This is a genomic window from Mycoplasmopsis agalactiae 14628, from assembly GCF_000266865.1.
In the GTDB taxonomy this organism is placed as follows: Bacteria; Bacillota_I; Bacilli_A; order Mycoplasmatales; family Metamycoplasmataceae; genus Mycoplasmopsis; species Mycoplasmopsis agalactiae_A.
Genome location: NZ_AJPR01000003.1, coordinates 129,638 through 151,509, shown reverse-complemented (window position 1 = coordinate 151,509; position 21,872 = coordinate 129,638). Strand labels below are relative to the sequence as shown.

Genomic DNA, 21,872 nt, shown 5'->3' with positions numbered 1-21,872 from the left:
AATATGTCCTTAAATATTTTTATGTGCAATGCGCCTTATTGTAATAATTAATATTACAATTTCACATTGTATTTTAATTATAATATTTAAGCTTAGTATTATTTGAATAGCCTCTAAATGAGTGCAAAAATGAAAGCAAAATTAGCATTTTTATGGCAATTTATACTTCTTACAAAATTAATTTAATAATTAATTTATAATTAAATATTGCTTATAGGGATTTTTTAAAATATTTGCTATTTTAAGTAAATTAAAATTAAAGATTGAGCATCATAAAACATATGAATAAAATAAAACTTTTGCTTTTAACAGCTATTTCGCAAGCACCTTTGATAGTTTCTTCAACTGGATGTTTTGTATCTGATAAAGAGTACAAAACATACTTAAAAAATGTCAAAATAATTGATGATTTCGAGCGAACTAGACCAGTTGTTAATGAACAAAAATGAGCTGAATATAACAAAAGTTATAAAGCTTTTAAAAAGTGATTTAAAAAAAGAGTACAAAAAGTACCACAAAATCCTTATGCTACTCAAGCCTTTGCCACAATGAATGTTATTTTAACTAATGCTAATAAAACGTATAGCATGTGATATGATGCAGTTTTAAATAATAAAAATATAAGTGATGACAAAAAAATCAAAGCTGAATTTTGAGAAATAGATTTAAGTAAAAGAACAATAGGATAAGCGCTATTGTTCTTTTATTCATAGTTCTTGTTTTTAATGCTTTTAGCAATATTAATTGGCACAATTTTTGCTAATTCTTCAACTGAAGCATCATAAATATTAGCATAGCTTTTAAAATGATTTAAAAGCTTTTGCTCCATATTGTGCCCTAGGCCCTTAATGTTTCTTAGTTTGCCTTCAAGCGAGCTAATTTTTTGTCTGTTTCTAAAGTGTGATTTAGCAAATCTGTCTACTTCTATTTGAATTTGTGCTAAGTAATTATGAAGCTCTAAGTCATTAACATAAATTTCATTTAGGTCTAAATCAATTAATGCTCTTGTTTTATGATGTTCATTTTTTACTAGTCCGATTACAGGTATATTTATACCTAAGACTTTAAGTGTTTTTTTAGCTTCATTAACTTGTTGCAAGCCACCATCAGTGATAATTAAATCAAAGTCTTTTGTGTTTTTGTCACTGCTAAAAAACTTGGTAATTGATTGTCTAATATAATCAACATCAGCGCTGCGATAGCTTAGTGCTTCTAGATTAAATTTTCTATATAAGCTTTTGTTTTTAATGCCGTTAGTATAAACAATTGCTACACCCACTGGGTTTATGTTGTTAATGTTAGAGTTATCAAAAATAACAATGTTTTTTAATTTAGGTAAGTTTAAATATTTATTTAGTGAGCTGAGCATACTATCAGCTTTTTCTAGCTGATTTTGCATAATCAGATGTTCTTTTTCATAATAATCATTTAAATTAAGTAGGGCAAGATCTAGAACCTTTTTGTTTGTGCCTATTTTAGGGCTAATAAACTTATAGTCACTAGATAAGTTGAGATCATATTTTAAAATTTCATATTGCACAATAAAATTATCAGGAAGTATTTTATCTGCATAGAATTGTTCAAAAAATACTCTAATTGATTCATCGATGCTTATTCCTAGTGGAATTGTTAAATTGACCTTGTTTATTAAGATACCATAACGATAAAAAAGCACAGTAGCATAAATTAATTTTTCATCTGTTTTATAGGCAAATACGTCAATATTTTTATATTGACTAAGCTCAATAATTTGACTTTCTTTAAGTTTTTTTAAGTAAGTTAAGCCATCGCGTAAAAACAAGGCTAATTCAAATTGCATATTATTAGCAGCACTATGCATTTTGTTGGTTAATTCATTTAAATAATTATTGTTTTTAAAGCTTAGTATTTCCTTGATTTTTGTAAATTGATTTACTCAAAAGCTGCTGTCCTTGTTTTTGATTAATAAACCATTTTCATATAAAGCTTCATGTTGCAAAAGTTTTAAAATAGGCTTAGCACCATAACCAGAAGGAAATGGACCATAGTAGAATGTGTTTTTAGTATCTTTTGCATTAACTTTTCTTGACAAAGTTATAAGCAAAGAATCTTTTAAGAGTTGGACTTTTAAATAAGGATATTTTCTGTCATCTAAAAGTAAGATATTAAATTCAGGATTGAATCTATCAACCATAGCTTTTTCTAGTAATAAAGCCTCTTTATTTGTTTTACAAATATAAACTTCAAAATCAGCAACTAATTGCATTAGTTTGTTTGTTTTATATGAATTAATTGCACCATCAAAATATTGCAGCAATCTTTTGCGCAAATTTTTAGCTTTACCAACATACAAAACATTTTGCTTAGCATCTTTTCATAAATAAACACCAGGGCTAGTTGATGTATTTTTGAGTTTTAAAATAATTTCATTTTTGTCCATAATGCCTAATTTATAGCCTCTTGCAATCAATCAATAAGTATTTCTTTAGGATATAAATTATGACCCAAATTGTAAACGGTGTTGTTTTTTAATATGCAAAATGTTGGTGTTTCTAAAACTTGGAATCTAGTGTTTGGCACTTGATAAAGCCCTGATTCAATTGCATCTATTTCAATAAATTCTATGATAGTATGCTTGCTAAAATAATTCTCAACTTTTGAAACAATTTCTTTCATAAGCCTGCTATTTAAATCATTTTCCAAAACAAACAGTATAAAAAATATACTGTCAGCATTTTTAACGTTTTCATAAAGACTTCTAGCATCTTTTCAAAGCATTTTTTTCATATGTTTCCTTAGTTATTATTTATTGTCAGATAAAATCGGGCTTATTCATGAGTTGTCATTATCAAAATTTGAATAATTTTGATTTTTTCTATTGGTTTTATTAATTAATTTCTGATCATCATTTTCAAAATCAAATTCAAAAATTAAGCTTGAATTGTTAGATAATTCAGTATTTCTAAAATTGTCTAATTTGATTGTTTCATAGGACTTTTGGTCATTATTATCGATATATAATTCAGTTGTGTTTATAAAAAAGTAAGGTTCATTAGATTCGGGCAAATTGTCAGTAATAGATTGATCATTTACTAATTTAGCTTCATCATTAATAATGTTGTGTTGAGATGATTCTAACTTAGCATTATCTAACTCCAATTCAATGGTGTCAATATTAAAATTAGGCTGATTTATAGGGTTATTTGACTTATCTATGATAGGTTCTTTACTTAAAATAGATTCACTATCTAGACTGTTATTATCAAAATCATTAGTAACTGCATGTGTATCACTTTGGTATAAAAATTCTAAATCAGTGCTTTCATTAGTAAAACCTTGAATCTCGTCAGCATTAAATTCATTAGTATATGAGCTAAATTCTAGTTGTTTAGTGTCATATTCATTTATATTATTAGTATTATCAACTAAAAGAGATACAGGATTTACTGATGATATTAATAGATCGGGCTCAATATTAATTTTTTGAAATGCTTTTGCTTCAGATTTTGCCTCTTTTGGTTTTTTAGTGTCATTATCTGCACCATTATGTTTGTTTATAAACGCAATAAACTCTTCGTTTTGAACAATTTCATCAAAATTATTTTCAATTTCATCTAGTAAAACAGAATACTTAGTTTTATAAATCTCTATTTTCAAAATGCTAGCCATTAAAGCCAAGAGATTGAAAAGGTTTTTAGTTTGATTAGTTAAATAAAAACCAAGTTTATTTTTAAAAATATATTTTCTAACATCTGGAAGTGTGCTTTTGTTTATATTTAAGTTTTTTAAATATTCTCTTGGTTTAATTGTAACTAATTTAAGTCATGAAAATGAAAATATAAATAGTGCAATTAATCATGATAAATATGGCGAAAAGGTCAGTAAAACAGGCAAATTGAGCAAAGTATCAGCGTATACACCAATGTTAAAACTAGCATTAGGCAATTCCTTGCTAAAGTTTGTTTTTAAAATAGAATTTTCATTTGTGAATGAATAAATTCAGCCCTTTTTAAATACATTTAATATTTCATTTTTTGGAATAATACTTGTATGTAAGTCAACACGGTAAAAAAGTAAAACTGAATGGTAGATTATTGCAATAACTAATAAATTTAGTCATATGAAAATAATTGTTTGTTTTTTTAATGTTAAATAATTAACTTTTTGATGTTTAAAAAACCAGCGGAAGTATTTATTTTTTAAAAATGGGCTTAATCAATTAAGAATTAAAGTTAAATAAAAGCCAATTAAAAACAAAATCATTAAATCACCAAAAGCTAGGCCAAAAGTGTATAAATACACCAGTCTTAAAATGTCAATTTTATTGCTCTTAGCTATAAAATTGTTGTTATATTGAAGCAAAATGAAAAAGGCTGTAATAAACAAGAAAATTATTAATTTTAATAGCTCAATTCCAAAATTGAGCTTTATAAAATATAATGGCTTATCACTGTCGTTATTTTCAATATTGCTTATGCCAATTTTATTAATGATTTTATTGTAATTAGCTTTCATAGAATTAAATTATATTAGTTATTTACAAATATTATTTTGCTTTATGTTCAAGAAGCATTTTTATTTCTTGATCATAAATAGGTTTATCGCCAACTCAAGGCGTTTCTAGAATAATTGGAATGTTATCAAAATCAGGATCATGCACAAATTTAGCTAGTGTTTCAAGACCAATAGACCCTTTGTCTATATTTGCATGTCTGTCTTTGTGACTGCCAAGTGAGTTTTTCGAATCATTTAAATGAATAACTTTTATGTGCGGAAGCAAGTTGTATTTGTTAATTTCAGCCTTAAATTCTTCATACTTACGTATGTCATAGCCAGCGTCAAAAACATGGCAAGTGTCTAAGCAAACAGCAAATCTGTCATTTCTTATTTTGCGTATAAAATAGTTGATTTGGTCAAAATTAATACCTACTTCAGTGCCCTTACCTGCCATAGTTTCAACACAAATTACTACATCTTTTGTTCTGCTTAGTATTTGCTTTACTGAAGCAATAAAAGTATCTAAGGATTCCTGCACGGAAAATGTTGTATATGAACCTGGGTGTAATACTAAATATTTAGCGCCAATATAGTTCATTTTTTCAATTTCTTGAACTAAAAAGTCAATTGCAAACTTACTCTTGCTTACGCTTGAAGGATTAACAATGTATGGTGCATGCACTATTATGTCATCTGGAGTAATTAATTTTGAATACTTTTCTAAATACTCATTATATTTATATTTTTCAGTTGATATTCTTTTAGTTGTTTGCGGAGCACCTAAATATATCATCATACAATTAGCTTGGTTGCTTATTGATTCAGCTGCTGCTCCTAATAAGTAATTGGGAGATTTAAAAGAAATATGACTGCCTAATTTAATCATTTTATTCTCCTTTTATTTTCTTGCCACGGTCAATAAAATATTTGTAAATTCCGCCATTTTTGCTTTTAGGTGCTATTTCATCAGCTGCACTTTTTAACTTGCTAGTGCCGTTTTTCATAGCAACAAGATGACCAACAAAAGCTCTAGTGGTAGAGTCTGAATCTGAATCTCCGATATGAACTGCATCTTTAGGATTTATTTGTTTTTCTTGCATATATAATGAAACTGCTAAGCCCTTATTTGTTTTGGCTGAAGTTACTTCGATAATATAGTTGGCGCTAGCTAAATGCGAATTGCAGTATTGGTCAAAAAGTGAATTAAACTTAGTTAAAATTTTGTGCGCTTTAAATTTGTTTTTAACAACAAGTGCAATTTTAGTAATGTTGATATGATCCATAATATCAAGCTTTTTTAATGTGTTTATAATGTGAAACTTAGATGAAGCAAAAAACTTAAGGAAAAATTTTTCTATAGAGTTTTGTGTGTAAATTGATTCACCATTTTGGTCAAAAACAACTAGCATTAACTTATTGTTTATTGCAAAATTTATAATCCCTGGTAAGACGTTATTATCTATAAAAAAGGCATATTTGCGCACATTATTAATGTAAATTTCAGCGCCTGATGAGCAAATGGCATCATTAATTCCTAGTCTATGCATTGTATGCATTACATGCTTATCATTATAACTTCGCCCAGTGTTTATTACAATGTTAGCAAAGTTTTTGACTAATAGCATCGCTGTAAGATTTCTGTGGCTGATTCTATCGCCAATTTTTTTATCAAATAATGTGCCATCAAGATCAATAAAATATGTTTTATTGTTTTCAATATCCATATTACTATTATATAAAAAATATTTAGTATAAAGACTTTAGAATGCTTAAAGTTTGAACGCAAAAAGCTTATTAATTAGTCTAAAAAATAAACAAAATAGGCCTAGTGAATAAGCCTATTTTTAAGTTATTTAATAACTATTTTTGTTCCATTTTTTGTTCCATCATAGATGGTGATTTTTGTCATGGGAATGTTTTTGCATCATCACGAGGTTCTTTAAGTAGTGCAACACCACCAAGAGCGATTAACGTTGTCACAACAATAATTATTGTTTGAATTAATCCAACTGTTGGTTTTCCTAATGTGCCACTTAGTGGAACTACAGAAATAATAATGAATACTATTGTGTAGAAAATGTAACCGAATCCTCAAATTAAACTGAACATTCAACCAATTGTCTTAGGGTCTCTGTCTGCATATTCATGTGGTAAGTTAAGCATAACGCCTTGAATACCTCATGTACATAAACCTGTTAAGAAACCAAAAATGTATAGAAATACTAATGAAACATAGTACTTGCTACCAGCTGCTGCTTTACCATCTGATAATGCTGCAATTGCTGCATTTTCGCCACTACCGCCAGCAACACCGTATACAAAGACAACTGTAGATAAGATAAAGAATATAACTGCAAGAGTAATAATTGTGCCAACAAATCATCTTCTCTTTAAGTTAAATCTCGATCATAAACCAATTGAAATAGGTCCAACAAATACAGCTGCTAAGAAAATAAGTTGTCAAATTTTAGCAATTTTTGTGAATTGTGGCAATAAAGCAGCATCTGTAATACCAGCCATATTAGGTCAGATAACATGTGTTAATGCTGTAGGGAACACAGCAATTGCTAATCAACCACCATATAATAGAATTCATGCGTAAGTTGATTTTTTCTTCAAGTAGTCACCAAGAATTGCAAAACCACTTCTTTTAGCTACTTTAGGAGCATCTTGACCTTCTACCTTAGCAGGAACGTCAAATTTAGTACCAAATACTCCAATAACTACTAATGGAATAAGTGATAAAGCGCCTAAAAGAGTGAACACAAGTTGTCAGTTCTTTTGTAATGATTCAACGTTGCTTCCAAGAATAACAAATGGAATAATTGAAATAATTGTACCAAGTGGGTAGAATCAAATTCCAAATTGTGAAATTAGGGCCTTTTGTTTTGGACCAAAGAAGTTAGCAACTACTGGTTGAGTTAAAATAATTAACATTGTACCACCAATTGCCATTATGGTTCTTAAAACAACAAAACCAACATATCCACCACCAGTTCCTGGCATGAATTGAGCTGGAATACCTACTAAACACATTGCTATAGCAATGAATGTAGATCATTTGTGGAATAATCTAGCTAGTAGGAATGCAACTGCAACTGAACCTAAACCACGGCCAAAGGTAATAGCTCAGTTTGCTGCTGTATTTTTAAATTGGAAACTTTTATCAGCAACAATTCCGAAGTAGCCAAGGAATCCAGCATGTGTGGTGCCGTCCGCAACACCCTTACCACCTAAGCCAACTGTGAATCCTCAGTTAGCTATAAATAGCAAGTATGCAAATGAAATAAAACCTCAAATGATAAAGCCATATGCTACTTTATGCTTTTGAGATCATTCATGAATTTTTTGATTCATTGAATCCTTTCATATTAAATAAATTTATTTAATAGTAATTAAGGTTTTCAGTAAGTTAATATGTAGAGAAATAAATATTTTTACTAATCCTATGAACAATTACTGGCATATATACCAATCAAAGTTATATGCAAAATTATTATACCAATTTTGTCATAAAACAGGCTTATTTGCATATTGCTATCATATAAATTTGAATATTAATATTGGTTTCAGCTACTTTTTGTGGAATAAAAAAAGCCACACATTGTGCGGCTAAGTTTAATTATTTATTAAGTTCAAATAAGTCTTCTATACCAAAAGCAAATGTTCTTGAATCTCTTAATTTATAAACTAGGTTAGGATCGGCATAACCTTTAGTTTGCTCTCTGCTAAGCATTGAAATTGTGTCAACATAAGTAGGCAATTCATTCAATTTCTTACCTTTAATTATTTCACCAGTTGCTGGATTAACTTCATTAACTTGCTTAGGATTTAAAATGCCCTCAACACCAATATTTCCTACTTGTCTATAAGTAGTTTTTCTATCTTTTTCAGTTTTATACTCACTAACTCTTTTATCAATATTTGCTTGTTTTGATGGCTTACTAAAATGATTTGGTGAAAGTCAAGCATCTCTATTAGTGTATAGGTTTACATGGGCATGAGCCATTCAGCCACCATTAGTATCTGGTGTTCCCAAAAAGCCTATAATTTGGCCTTTTTTGACTTCTGTAGGAGTTTTTGCAGACACAGTAGGAGCAACTTTAATTGTTCTATCGCTTCCTAATGATACTGTTTCAGCTTGTCAACCTAAGGCAGAATTATTTAGTGTTTTACCAGCATCAAGGTGTAAGAATGACATATAAATATGTTTATCATTGCCATTTAAATATAGCTCTTTTTCTTTAGGGCTTCAATCCAAGTTACCAACTGGAATTTTAATTACAACCACAGTACCAACACCAGTAGCTACAACTTTAGTTGTTAATTCATAAGCTGCAACAATTTGACCATCGTATGGTGCAACGATTGGTTGAAAATCAGGGGCAAGATAGTCTTCACCAATGTGTAAGAATTTAGGAACAACTACATTGTCTGAATAAAATGCTCTTGCTGAAGCATAACCACCAGAAAATAGTTGTGAATTATAGTGACCAAAGAATGTTTTGTCAATACTTGGTAAGTTTTTAGTTGTTATTCCTTCAGTCGCAAAGGCTGGAGCATTAATGTTTTGTTTTGTAAATGGTTCCTCAAAAAGAAGTGAGTATCTACCAACACCAATGTGTTTTTCAACTTTAATTGGACTAGATTCATTTGCTACTTTAACATTAAGAATTACTGTAGCATTTCTAAAATCGTTTTCATTAGTTACAATTTTGTCTACTTCAACTTTTTCAATTTTTGAACTTTTTACATTAACAAATAAATTGTCTTTTGTTAAAGCAGATAAGTCACTATTGTGTTCAATGTTTCTAATTGTATGAACATTAACTAATTCACTTAGTTGTAAATCACTAAGCAATTTTTGTTCTTTAGGAATGCTGAATTTGCCAAGAACTGCTTTGCCTGCTTCTCAAACTGTAGTTTTCTTTTTAGTATCAAATAAAGAAACACCAATTCTTATTTTTGCACTTGCGCTGCCTAAATCAGCACTATTTAAATCAATATCTTCAATAAATTTACTGAATTTAAGTGTATATTTTTCAGATTTATTGCCGACTTTAACTTCAATTTCTTTATCATTTTCCTTGAAAATGTCAGCAAATTTAGAACTTGTTGCAGTTAGCAGTTTTTCATATTGTTTTGAACTTAGTTCATGAATACCATGCTTTTTAATAGCTTGCATTAATTCTTCATCAATATTTTGCAATTTAACTTCAAAATCTTGACTTGTTAGTGTTTGTATTTTGTCATAGTATGGTCTAAGAGCATCAGCAATTGGTTTTTCAATATCTTTTACTTTTACATTTTTAAGCTTAAAGTCAATAATTTGTTGGCTATATAAACCACTTGGGTATTTAGCTTTATCATTTGAAGCTAATGGAAGACCGACTTTAACTTTAAATAAAACATCATAATTATTGCCAGGATCTCTAGTTACATTGTTGTAATCATATGAAAATTTGAGTCTATTCAATAATTCATCACTGTACTTAAGTTTGTCTTTAACAATTGTTTTAAAGGCATTTGTGTCAAGTTTTATGTACTTGCTCATATAGTTATTTTGCATCATTAAACTATATTCAACTGTTTCGGGCTTACCTCCACCTTCAAATTTAATTAGCTCAGAGTGGTCGTTTTTATCAAAGTAATCTTTAATGTTAGCAAGTAAATTAACTTGATTGTATTTTTCAAACAATTCAGAAGGCTTACTTGAATCGTTATGATTGTGAATAATTACATCAGAATTATTTTTTGGATCATTACATTTTGCAGATAAAACAGGAAGCAAGGCCGTAAAAGCAGCAGCTTGCGAAATGAATATTGCTTTTAGTTTTTTAGATTTCATAATTATCCTTATAAACTTATAAAATAGTCAAAAAAGTATAAAAAAAGTGTCAAAAATATCATTTATTTATGACACTGAAATAATCACACCAGTCTTGCTCTTTATTGCAACTGCAATAAATGCAATTATTATTGGAATAATAATTGTTAAGCCTAAGACAATTAAAAATTTATATAAAGATTGTAAGTATGCTTTAGTATTTTCTTTTTTATTATCACTATTGCTTTCTACCAATAAGGCTGTTTTAATGACTAATTCGATCAATGGGAAAATTAAATGGAATGCGAAAAAGTCAAAATATGAGCTTATGAAAATAATAATGCCCACAATTAATATCTCAATCAATTTAATTTGAAAATGATTGAGTTGATAGTTGGTAGTATCTATCATTGCACTAAAAGGTAAAAGAGCTATAAGCATTGTGATAAATATTGCTTCTTTAAGACTATATTTGCCTAAAGTCATTTGATGTTCTTTAGCAAATAGGCCTGCTATTCCAAATGATTTTAGTCACTCATAGTCACTATTGCTTTTAAACATTAATTTAAATGAGTAAAATAAGCCTATAAATAAGGCAAATCCGACAAAACCACCTAAGATTTGAGCACCAAAAATATATGGCAATCCTTGTCATAATGGAGCTCCAATAAGGCCATTATTGCCAACCACTTGTCCTGTTTTACCAAAACCACGTAAAAAACTTTGGAAAATTACAACAAGGGGATTAAGCATTGGATAAACAGGTAATTTTGAACCTATGCTTGCAAAAGCTCAAGGCAAGAAGAAAGCTAAAGCAGTTGCTATTGTGTAACCAACTGATAAAAATATTTTATTTTTGTTCTTTTTAGATAAAAAAGACAAAAACATTCAAGTAAAAACAAAAAACACAAGAAAAAGGACTGTGATAAATTCAAATGCAAAAGCAGTTGGATTCCAGTACCTTCGTAAAGCCGATCCTGGTAAATTTGTCATTCTATTCCTTTAGTTATGTGAATTAACTAGTTCTTTAACGTATTTAGCAATTACAATTTCTTCATTAGTTCTCATTTTATAAATTGGAATTTCCGATTCTTTTGAAGAAATAAGCATATAGTCATCATAATTTGCTAAATTGCTTTTTTCATCTAAGCATAATTTGTATGATTTGACTTTGTCAATAATCATTTTTCTTAAAACTGAATCATTTTCACCCATACCAGCAGTAAAGACTATTGCATCAGGATAGTGTACTTTATTTAAGTACATTGCCATATAGTCAACTACTCTTTGAGCATATAATTCAATTGCAAATTTGGCATCTTCATTCTCACTAGAAAGCTTGTGTAAATCTCTAATATCACTAGAAATTCCTGAAACCCCTAATAAGCCTGAATTTTTAACCAGCATATCAAAAACTTCTTGTGGATCTTTATGTTCTATTCTGATTAAATAATCTACAATTCCAGGATCAATTGCACCAGATCTTGTGCCCATCATAAGTCCATCAGTTGAGCTAAAGCCTACTGAAATATCAAATGATTTGCCGTCTTTTATGGCACATAATGAGCTACCTGAGCCAAGGTGTGCAACAACAATGTTGATTTTTTCCTTACCTAAGATTTTCTTCATTCTGCTTGTTATATAGTCATGACTTAAACCATGATAGCCAAATTTTTCAATGTTGTATTTAGTTGCTCAGTCTTTACTAATTGAAAATTGTTTATTTATCTTTGGAATATCAGTGTGAAAAGCTGTATCAGGAGCGACAATTTTAGGTATATTTGGCAAGTATTCAATAAAGCCATCTAATGCTGCTAAAAATGGTGGAGTATGCAATGGAATAAATTTTTCTGCATAAGTTACTATACTATCTCTAACTTCAGGCGAATAGAAAACTGGAGATAAAAATTTAAAGCCCGCATAAGGAATTCTAAAACCAATTGCTTCAATTTCATCTAATTCAGCGATGAAATTGTGCTCTTTTCAATATTTAAGCAATTTTTCAATAGCAACTAAGTGGGTTGGTAAGTCTTCTTTATGCTCATATTTATTGACTTTATCTTTTAAAATCAAATTGCCATCTAAAGCAATTCTTTCACATATTCCAGTGCCTAATAGTTCTAAATCTTTATCAGCATATAAGGCTCACTTTAATGAACTACTGCCAGCATTAATAACTAATATTTTTTTAATTTTTTCTTTCATAATTCTCCGTTCAAGCCTTATTTAAAGGTATATCCGTTCAAAATAGTAATAGAAGTAACATCAATTACATCAGCCACAGTTGCCCCACGGCTAAAGTCATTAATAGCCCCATTGATTCCTTGTAAAATTGCACCAACAGCACCATATTTGCCCATTCTTTGCGCTATTTTGCAACCAATATTGCAACTTTCTAAATTAGGAAAAATAAATACTCCGGCTTCTTTTTGTGGCGCACTAGGAAACTTAGATTTTCTTACATCTAAATCATAAGCTGAATCAAATTGCATTTCGCCATTAATTACATTTAGCCCTTTTGAAGTAGCCATTTTGACAGCTTCTCTAACTAAGTCAGGATTTTCACCCTTGCCTGAGTTATTAGTTGAATAAGTTAAAAATGCTCCTAGACTATTCATATTCATCATATTAGCAAAATTAATAGCATTAGCAGCTATATCAACTAATTGCTCAGCACTTGGCTTTTGCACTGTTGATGGGTCAGTGAAAATAAGTTGCTCATCATCTTTATGCATAACTATAACACTAGAAATAGTTTTAATTCCAGGTTTTGCGCCAATGCATTTAAAAGCAGCACGCAAAATGTCAGCAGTTGAATAAATTAAGCCCCCAACAGCACTATCAACAGCTTTAAGCTTTATCATCATTGCGCCATAATATGGTCTAGTTTGCATATTTTTAAAACAAGTTTCATAATCATCTTTGCCAGCACGAAGTTTAACTAACTCTTGTGTATAGGCTTTAATTGATTCACTTTCCTTGCTTAAAATTATGTTCTCAAGTCCATCATCAACAGCTTGGCTTTCATTTTCCAATAACATAATAGGCTTAGCTAAATTGTTGTTTTGAAAATACAAAGCAGCTTCTCTAGCTCTTTTATCCTCGCCATCAATGAACAAAACTGATAGCATTTGTTTTTGGCTTTTTTCTTTTAATAAAGAGTTAATATAGCCACTAAATTTTGATGTACTGTGCATAATTTCCCTTCCTTAAGTAGTAAATTGTTAAAAAGTATATTAAAAAATAAAGACCCTAAAGCAATTATATTATTTTATATTTATGGATAAAAACAATGTATGGAAAAGTTTCCTTTTCTTTTAGTATTTTTATTTACAAAAATAGCTTTTTTTGTGACAATATTAGTGGTTTTAAATAGATAGAAAACATTATTGATTGTTTTATAAACCATTATAATTAGTAAACACAAATTAATTTATAATTAATTGTAGAAAATGGTTTATATAAACATTTATCATTTTGATATCAAAATTCAAAAATATTAAGGAGGAATTAATATGTTTAAAATGCAATTTACAGACGTTGGTGAAGGACTTCACGAAGGAACAGTTGTTGACGTCTTTGTTACTGAAGGCCAAGAAGTTAAAGAAGGTCAAGACTTATTCTCAGTTGAAACTGACAAAATGACAACAGAAATTCCTGCTCCAGTTTCAGGCAAAATTGTTAAGATTTTAATTTCTGCTGGTCAAGAAATTCATGTTGGTGAAGAAATCTTCCACATTGAAACAAACTAATTTTAGTTAAGAAATCATAAAAATTCAAGTGCATTTGCCCTTGAATTTTTTTATTTGCTTTATTAGCACAAGAAGAGAAAATTTACTTATGAAAATGTTTTATATTATGAATTTGTACTTTTATATTTAGTAAAATAATGTTAGTGTTAAAAGTCATTTTTTAGTGATTTTTATTTAACACTTATTAAATATATAAAGGACGAGTTTATGAAAAAAATTATTGTAGTTGGACTAGGTAATGTTGGATTTACATACATCAACACATCAGTAGCAAGAGGACTTGAAGCTGAATGAGTATTAGTTGATAAAAATGTTCAAATTGCTGAAGCACATGCACACGATTTTGAAGATATGGTTTCATTGATGCCAAGAAATGGTTCAACATTTAGACCAGGTACATTATTAGAAGATTCTAAGGATGCAGATGTTGTTGTTATTACAGCATCAATTCCAGCTGACAAGTCATTCTCAGACCGTATGGCTTTAGCTGGCGCTAATGCAAAATTAATGCAAAGCTTCGCTAAAGACTTAGATGCTGCTGGTTTTAAAGGTATCGTTGTAGTTGCTGCTAACCCATGTGACGTTATGGCTGCTGCTGTACACTATGGAAGCAAAATTCCAGCTAACAGAGTTATTTCTGCAGGTACAAACTTAGAAACTGGTAGATTGAAGAAAATGCTTGCCGCAAAATTCAACACATCACCTGATGCAATTAGAGCGTCAGTATTAGGCGAACATGGCGCAACCGCTATGATAGCTTGATCAACAGTTAAAGTTGGTGAAACAACTTTAGAAGGTTTAGTAGAATCTGGCAAGATTACTAAGGAAGACTACGAAGAAGTTCTTAAACAAGTTATTGCTGAAGCATTCTACATTTGATCACGTAAAGGTAATACACAATTTGGTATTGCAACATCATTATTTGAAATTACAAAAGCAATTTTAGATAATAGACGTACTGTGATGAATTTAGGTGTTAAGATTCCTGAAGGTTACAAACATGCAGGTATTTATGTATCAATTCCTGTAATTATTGGTGAAAATGGATACGAATACCTTCCATTTAAACCAAGTTTATCAAAAGAAGAATGAGCAAAATTCGAAGCTTCAACTGAAGCTGTTGCTAAAGTTCACACAGAAATTCTTAAGTCAATTGGTGTTGACGCTAAATTTGAATAATTAATTTTGTTCAAATAATTAATTAAATATTAAGTTACCCGCCTATTGTTTATATTACAAAAAATGGAGGGGTAACTTTCTATACCCTTTTGTTTGTTTAATTTAAAAAGTTCTTTTAAAAAAGTATTACCTTTATCAAAATTCAATTTTTAAATCGTCCCACACTGTTGTGGGGGGGGGTCTTAAAATGGACAATTTTATAAAAGTAATTACAACGCAGGGAATGTGGGGAGCTGTAATTTCTACCATTGTCTTCGTTGCTATTGGTTTCGCCGCGACAAGGGCAAAAATAGTGACTAAAGAAATGAACGGGAGAATGTCTAAATTGGTTCTCAACTTCTTTTTACCATTTATGGTTCTCACCGCATTTATGCAAGATGCTAGCAAAGAAGATGCCGCTGCTGTGGGCATCGTGCTAGTGTCAAGTTTAGTTTTCTACATTTTATTTACATTACTATCTTATTTATTAGTTAAATTTGCTCCACGCTTTGTTGCAAAAAGAATTAATGCTAAAGCGGAAGAAATTTATACACAAAATAATGCAAGTGCTACTGAAGGCCAAAGTACTAAGTCATTAGCGGTAATCAAAAATGAAGTGATTGATGATTATAAGATGAAACTTATGACTAGTCAATTTATGCTTATTTATGGTTCATTGCAATTCTTTGCGCTTCCATTAGTGCACTCTCTTTCGGATGGAATTATATTCCAACCCTTTACTAAAGCGCTTTTACAAGTATGGTGTGTGCCATATCTTATTGGTGCTTTCGGACATGTTCCAGTCTTTTTCTCAGGACAAAAAATAACTAAGAAAACAGCCGGTAAGGTTGTTAAGTCATTAGCACTTAACCCAACAATTATTGCCCTATTTTTATCTCTAACTTTATGAGCATTGCAATTTGTTCCTCATTTAGACACTAAATTTGTTAACGTTTATGAAGTGTCTAAAGATGGCAAGGGTTCAACTTTCTGGGGAGCATTCCCAACTGCCCTACCAGCTATACATAAAACACTGCAAATTGGTACAGGTTTAGTCTCGCCAATTTCATGATTAGTTATTGGTGGCTCACTTGCAACTGGAAGCATTAGAAAAGCTATTAAAGATAAAGATGTTTTAATTACATCAACACGTAGAATGGTTACAGTACCTTTAATTGTTTTATTAGCAAGTTATGCTGTATTTGCTGGATTTGTTCATGGCAAGATTCTTACAAAAGAATCAGCTGCAAGTATAGGGACATTATTTGTACTTTTAGCAGCTACACCGCCTGCTGGTGTTCTATCAATTTTTTCAGCTGCTAATGATCATAAATATACTGTCTATGTAGCGCAAGTTTCATCGCTAACAACGCTTTTAGCCTTAATATTCTTGCCACTTTGGTTAGTTATTTCATACTCAACATTTGGCCCAGTATTAGGCGCTATGTTAGGATAGTTTAGAATCGTTATAAAAAGGAAAATACTTATTTAGGCAAGTATTTTCCTTTTTTATTGCTTATGGAAAGCCAAAAAAGGCAAAATAATATAAAATTTAAAATACTATGAATAAGTTAGATCTAAAAGAAAAATTAGAAAGCAAACTTAAAGAAATTGCATCATCTTTAGGCATTACTAGAAGCGTTTTTTTAACTGAATCAAAAAAACATGGAGATCTTACAACCAATATGGCTTTAGGCAATATAAATACTAAGCCAATGGAGTTAGCTCAGCAAATAGTTAGCATGATAAAGCCTGAAGAATTTGGCATAAAAAATATTTCAGTGGCTAATCCTGGATTTATAAACTTTAGCATTGGTGATGATTATTTAGTTTCAGGTGTTAATCAAATTTTAAAATTAGGACAAAATTATGGCAAAGGGAATAAAGTAGGCAAAGTAAATGTTGAATTTATTTCAGCTAATCCAACAGGATTTTTACATGTTGGTCATGCGCGTAATGCAGCTGTTGGTAGCACAATTGCTAATATTTTAGAATTTGCTGGCTATAGTGTGGTAAGAGAGTATTACATTAATGATGCTGGAAATCAGATTAATGTTTTAGCTAATAGTTTATGATCTAGATACAAGCAAATTTTTTATCCCGATTATTCTATGCCGGAAGAATCATATAAAGGTGAAGATATAGTTTGAGGCGCGCAAAAGTTTTATGCTAAATATGGTGATAAATTTAAAAATAGCGAGCTAGATAATAAATTACTTGAGCTTGTTAAGAATGAAGCAATTAGTATTTTTATGGCTAAAATACAGGAAGATTTGGCAAATTTTGGTGTTTGATTTGACAACTATTTTAGTGAGAAATCATTGTATGAAAATAATGAAGTCAAAATTAAAGAAACAATCAAAAGCCTAAAAAATGCTTATGAAAATGATGGTGCTTTGTGACTAAAAACAACAATTCATGGCGATGATAAAGACAGAGTCTTAGTAAAAAGTGATGGTTCATATACATACTTTTTGCCTGATATTGTTTATCATCAAGACAAATACAAAAGAATGGGCTCTGATGCTAAGATTATTAATGTTTGAGGTGCTGATCACTCTGGCTATGTAAAACGAATGCAGTGTGCTGTCAAAGATTTAGGGCTTAATGAACAAAATTTAGTTGTTTTATGCATGCAACTAGTAAGATTAATCAAAAATGGTGAAGAGTTTAAGATGTCTAAGAGAAAGGGAACTAGCTTTTTCTTAAATGAATTTGTCAAAATGGTTGGCAAGGATTCTGCTAGATTTTTACTTTTAGATAGAACACTTAATTCAAAATTAGACTTTGATATAGACTTAGCTACTAGCCAAAGCAATGATAATCCAGCAATTTTAGTTCAGTATGCTAATGCTAGATGTCACTCTTTAATTAAAAAAGCTAATATAGAATCTAATAATTTATATGCAGCCTCTTTTGATAAACAAAGTGATAATAGTTTAATCACAACATTATTAGAATTTCCATCAGTGGTTGAAAAATCAGCTGATAAATATGCAACACACTTATTAACTCAGTATTTGGTTAAGCTAGCTAAAGAGTTTAACTCATGATACACAAATAGTCCTAAGCTTATTGGCAGTGACAATGAAATAAGTAAAATTGCCTTAGTAAAAGCTGTAAGCATCACAATTGAAAACGGGCTAAAACTTTTAGAAGTTTCAGCCCCTGAGTCAATGTAAAAAGTTTATAAATTTTATGATATATAAAAAATAAGTAAGCTGTCATTTAAGTGCTAAGTGTAACAGCTTACTTATTTTTGTTGTGCACCTGCTCTTGCCCTTTGCTTCTGTTTTGTAGCCCTTTTGGCAAGAGGAATATTTGAAAAAGTTATAACAATAGGGAAGAGTAAACAAGGAATTGAAACAATTAAAGTTGGCACAACTGTCCCTCATGAATAGTAAGTAGCAACTAAGACAGCTGCTCCAAATAAAAAGGGAATAATTGAGTGAAGAAGCATATATTTAAAAGGAATTTTCTTAGACTCTTTAGGAGTAACGATAAACTTAAGCTTTTTATTAAACAAACCATTAATAACTGCAAAAACTAAGGATAGATTCATTGCTGTATAAACAATTGTTGTAACCAAAAACACTGGTATTGCTAATAAAATGTTCCTGCTCTTTGATAAGTGCAATGCACTAAGCAATAATGTACCTATTAAAAATGAAATTCATATGATCACAAACACTAGCTCTCTAGGGCTTATTCTAAAACCTAAAAAGCCAATAATTAAAAAATTGATTAAGAAAATCACTGCAAAAACAGGAATTAGTGGCAATGAATAATGATTTAGAACTAAATCAATTCTTTCAAACCATCTATAGTTTGATTTTCTGTTTTTCTTAGCATATTTTTTAATATATTGAACATTACCAGCAGTTCATCTGCATTGTCTCTTTTTCAAAGCTATATAATCATTTGGAAAGTCTTCATAGCAAACAATATTAGGCGCATAAACAACTTCATAACCAAGTGCTTTTATTTCAGCACTCATAGATGTATCTTCAACTAAGATATGCGGAAAACCATTAGTTTGACGATAAACTTCCTTGCTTATTATCATACCATGGCCAAGCAATGAATTTTCGCCATAAAGCTGGCGCATATAGTGATTGTCTAAAGATGAAACATTAGATGAAACTGAGAGCAAGTATTGGAATAAGTTCCCCCCCCCATTTACTTTTGTTTTATTTATATGATAAGCTTGCAGAGCACCAATTTTATTATTAAATTGAAAGTATTTTAATGACTGAGTAATAAAATCATTTGGAATCACTTCATCACTATCTAAAACCACAAAGTAATCATAATCATCATTGTTTTTTAAATAATTATTTAAATTTCCAGCTTTGAAGCCTTCTTTATTTTCTCTTCTAACAACTCTTAGACCATGTTCTTTAGCAAATGTATCAACTATTTTAATGTATTCTTCACTCTTGCTATCGTCCAAAATGACTGTTTCATAGTTTAAATAGTCTTGTTTCATAGAACTTAATAACGACTCTTCATGAAAGTCATCGCATGTACAATAGAGCAGTACAACTCTTTTATTTTTAAACTCATCACTTAGGCTTGAGTTAATAATAGGTTCAAATTTTTTAGTAAGCTTTTTTCTTGAGAACAAAAAAGTAAGAGAAAACACCATGTCTTTTGTTGATTTTAGTCAGAAAAAACAAAATATAAGTGCATTTGCAATAAGCAGTATTACAATCACAATTTTAATAGCTAATGAATAGTTATTTGGAACAGTGAATAGATTTATGAACTTCAGAATTAGTGGCACTATTATCGCTGAACATAATATAAGTCAAATGATTATCACAAAGATAAACACATTTTGTTTCTTTTTCATTGCTTCCAAAATCTCCATTACTAAATAAGCAGTTTAGCAATTATATTAAAAATTATAAAAACAATATGTATATTGAGTAAATAGCATTAAACAAATAAAAAAAATAAAAGCTGAGCTTTTAAATTTACTTAGTTAAGAAAGATTCTAAGATCTTAATGAATTCATTTCAGTTTTCTTCAAACATCATATGTCCAGTTTTAGGAATATAAACTGTTTCAACATTTTTTACATGCTCTTTAAAGTATTCAATGCACTCTTCTCTTCTTATAACTCCATCTTTTTCACCTAGAATTAAGAGAGTTGGAACGTTAATTGAATCTAAGCCACGCTCAATTTGATTGTGCAATTCTAAAACAGGCAATGATTCGCCAAGTTTGACGATTGTTTCATTATTATAGTCATTTGGGTCAAAACTCTTTTTGGCTTTTTCCATTCATTCATTATTTGCTGTAAAAGTGCTTGTGTCATAATATAGTGATTTTAAAAATATTAAAAAGTCGTCAAATGTTTTAGGAAAATAATCATTTCTGTAATCATCTGCTAGAGCTAATGATGTTTTATTCATGGGAGCAATGTAAACCATTTTTTTAAATAATTCAGGCTTTAAGTTATAAGCTAGCGAAATTGTGCCCCCGCCCATTGAATGTCCTATTAACGTGACATTTTTTAAGTTATTTTTTTCTACAAACTCAACTACTAATTTAGCAAACTGCGGAACAGAAACTTCATGATTATTAATTGGAGCAACATTACTATTTCCTGGAAACTGTAATGCATAATAATTGCTCTTTGTTCAGTACTTTTCAAATGTCTTAAAAGTTTTTGGTGATGAGTTAAATCCATGACAAAAAATAATATTTTCATTTGGATTATTATTGTCTTTAAAGACTACTTCATAGTCATAAACAACATTTTTCATATACTTCCTTTGTAAATTAAATTACCATAAAAATAATAATAGCTATTTATGCAATAGCTATATTAGGAGTTTTATCTTATTGCTATTTTTGCAATTTTAAATCTCAAATATTTTCAATTAATTCAGTATCAAATGCATATCCTGAAGCAGATTTTACAGTTGCTTCTTGGTATGATCAGGCTTTTTTATCAGGAGAAATTTTCTCAAAGAACTCAACTAATGTTTTGTCATACTCAACAACATCTTGTTTAATTCTTTCATAATCATATTTATCTTCAAAAACTCTATTTAATTTAGGTCTTACAGTACCCTTTCCTTTTTCATAACCAACAGCAAGTCCAACGACTGGAAAAGCTTGCCCCTTAATGCCTAAGATATCAATAAGGAATTGAACCATTACTCTGGCTCCACCTATAAAACAGGTAGATAGGCCTAATTCAATCGCAGCATCTTGAGCCATTGTGGCTTGAATAAAAGCATCACCCACAGCTACAGTGTATGCTTCTGATGAATGATTATTGTAGTTATATTCAGGAAACGATTTTTGAGCTAAATTCATTCTATTAAAATCTGCAATGAAAACCATAAAAAACTGAGCATCTTTTAAATGTTTTGTAAAAGGTCTAAATTCTGAAATTTTTTCCAATAATTCTTTGTCTTTTATTATTACAACACTAGATGAGTGTCAGTTTGATGATGTTGGAGCAGAGTTAACTACATCAATTATTTTCTTATAGTCCTCTGCAGGAATTTTTTTATCTGGATCAAAGCTTCTTACTGAATATCTGTTTTTAATTTTTGTAATAAAATCCACACATACCCCCTCTTTATGTCAATTATATTAAATGCATTGCACAATGTAATACATTGGCAAAGGTTGTGGAA

General features: G+C 29.9%; 18 protein-coding genes. 5 read left to right on the top strand and 13 right to left on the bottom strand.

All coding sequences use genetic code 4. The annotated features are described in order from the left end of the window. The first annotated feature begins 281 nt into the window (after positions 1-281). Entirely contained in the window at positions 282-689 is a 408-nt protein-coding gene (locus MAGB_RS00695; RefSeq protein WP_004023913.1) for an MAGa5490 family lipoprotein, read from the top strand. Between the two features lie 14 nt (positions 690-703). On the opposite strand, the gene MAGB_RS00690 is transcribed toward MAGB_RS00695, so the two are convergent. The 10 genes from MAGB_RS00690 to MAGB_RS00645 form a co-directional block, all read right to left on the bottom strand. Further along, positions 704-2,419, bottom strand: a complete 1,716-nt coding sequence (locus tag MAGB_RS00690) for a GIY-YIG nuclease family protein (RefSeq protein WP_004023912.1) — start codon at positions 2,417-2,419, stop codon at positions 704-706. Positions 2,420-2,424: 5 nt separating this feature from the next. Beyond that, positions 2,425-2,766 carry a hypothetical protein gene (locus MAGB_RS00685; RefSeq protein ID WP_004023911.1) on the bottom strand — a complete coding sequence of 114 codons (342 nt, stop codon included), beginning with the start codon at positions 2,764-2,766 and terminating at the stop codon, positions 2,425-2,427. Between the two features lie 15 nt (positions 2,767-2,781). After that, positions 2,782-4,494 carry a hypothetical protein gene (locus MAGB_RS00680; protein ID WP_004023910.1) on the bottom strand — a complete coding sequence of 571 codons (1,713 nt, stop codon included), beginning with the start codon at positions 4,492-4,494 and terminating at the stop codon, positions 2,782-2,784. 31 nt (positions 4,495-4,525) lie between these two features. Continuing rightward, positions 4,526-5,362, bottom strand: coding sequence for a deoxyribonuclease IV (locus tag MAGB_RS00675; RefSeq protein ID WP_004023909.1), 837 nt, complete (start codon positions 5,360-5,362; stop codon positions 4,526-4,528). Between the two features lies 1 nt (position 5,363). Continuing rightward, on the bottom strand, positions 5,364-6,200 hold the full coding sequence (locus tag MAGB_RS00670) for an HAD hydrolase family protein (RefSeq protein ID WP_004023908.1): 837 nt from the start codon (positions 6,198-6,200) through the stop codon (positions 5,364-5,366). A 136-nt stretch (positions 6,201-6,336) separates the two neighbouring features. Further along, positions 6,337-7,833 (bottom strand): hexose phosphate transporter, encoded by a 1,497-nt coding sequence (locus tag MAGB_RS00665; RefSeq protein WP_004023907.1) that lies wholly within the window; start codon positions 7,831-7,833, stop codon positions 6,337-6,339. A 265-nt stretch (positions 7,834-8,098) separates the two neighbouring features. After that, positions 8,099-10,324, bottom strand: a complete 2,226-nt coding sequence (locus tag MAGB_RS00660) for an MSC_0775 family lipoprotein (protein ID WP_004023906.1) — start codon at positions 10,322-10,324, stop codon at positions 8,099-8,101. Between the two features lie 66 nt (positions 10,325-10,390). Further along, positions 10,391-11,296 carry an MAG4940 family membrane protein gene (locus MAGB_RS00655; RefSeq protein ID WP_004023905.1) on the bottom strand — a complete coding sequence of 302 codons (906 nt, stop codon included), beginning with the start codon at positions 11,294-11,296 and terminating at the stop codon, positions 10,391-10,393. A gap of 9 nt (positions 11,297-11,305) precedes the next feature. Next, entirely contained in the window at positions 11,306-12,508 is a 1,203-nt protein-coding gene (locus MAGB_RS00650; protein WP_004023904.1) for an acetate/propionate family kinase, read from the bottom strand. Positions 12,509-12,525: 17 nt separating this feature from the next. Continuing rightward, positions 12,526-13,500: a phosphate acyltransferase gene (locus tag MAGB_RS00645; protein ID WP_004023903.1), complete on the bottom strand. Its 975-nt coding sequence runs from the start codon at positions 13,498-13,500 to the stop codon at positions 12,526-12,528. Between the two features lie 318 nt (positions 13,501-13,818). Here MAGB_RS00645 and MAGB_RS00640 point away from each other — a divergent pair, with 318 nt between their 5' ends. The 4 genes from MAGB_RS00640 to argS all read left to right on the top strand — a co-directional run bounded on the left by MAGB_RS00640 (position 13,819) and on the right by argS (position 18,395). Next, positions 13,819-14,055, top strand: coding sequence for a biotin/lipoyl-containing protein (locus MAGB_RS00640; protein WP_004023902.1), 237 nt, complete (start codon positions 13,819-13,821; stop codon positions 14,053-14,055). A gap of 207 nt (positions 14,056-14,262) precedes the next feature. Next, positions 14,263-15,234, top strand: a complete 972-nt coding sequence (locus MAGB_RS00635) for a lactate/malate family dehydrogenase (protein WP_004023901.1) — start codon at positions 14,263-14,265, stop codon at positions 15,232-15,234. A 187-nt stretch (positions 15,235-15,421) separates the two neighbouring features. After that, the gene (locus MAGB_RS04430; protein ID WP_004023900.1) at positions 15,422-16,669 is read left to right on the top strand and encodes an AEC family transporter; all 1,248 of its coding nucleotides are present in this window, start codon (positions 15,422-15,424) and stop codon (positions 16,667-16,669) included. 106 nt (positions 16,670-16,775) lie between these two features. Beyond that, entirely contained in the window at positions 16,776-18,395 is a 1,620-nt protein-coding gene (gene argS / locus MAGB_RS00625) for an arginine--tRNA ligase (protein ID WP_004023899.1), read from the top strand. A gap of 71 nt (positions 18,396-18,466) precedes the next feature. On the opposite strand, the gene MAGB_RS00620 is transcribed toward argS, so the two are convergent. The 3 genes from MAGB_RS00620 to MAGB_RS00610 all read right to left on the bottom strand — a co-directional run bounded on the left by MAGB_RS00620 (position 18,467) and on the right by MAGB_RS00610 (position 21,801). Next, positions 18,467-20,068: a glycosyltransferase gene (locus MAGB_RS00620; RefSeq protein WP_004023898.1), complete on the bottom strand. Its 1,602-nt coding sequence runs from the start codon at positions 20,066-20,068 to the stop codon at positions 18,467-18,469. A gap of 124 nt (positions 20,069-20,192) precedes the next feature. After that, the gene (locus tag MAGB_RS00615) at positions 20,193-20,987 is read right to left on the bottom strand and encodes an alpha/beta fold hydrolase (protein WP_004023897.1); all 795 of its coding nucleotides are present in this window, start codon (positions 20,985-20,987) and stop codon (positions 20,193-20,195) included. Between the two features lie 82 nt (positions 20,988-21,069). After that, entirely contained in the window at positions 21,070-21,801 is a 732-nt protein-coding gene (locus MAGB_RS00610) for a nitroreductase (protein ID WP_004023896.1), read from the bottom strand. Between the last annotated feature and the right edge of the window lie 71 nt (positions 21,802-21,872).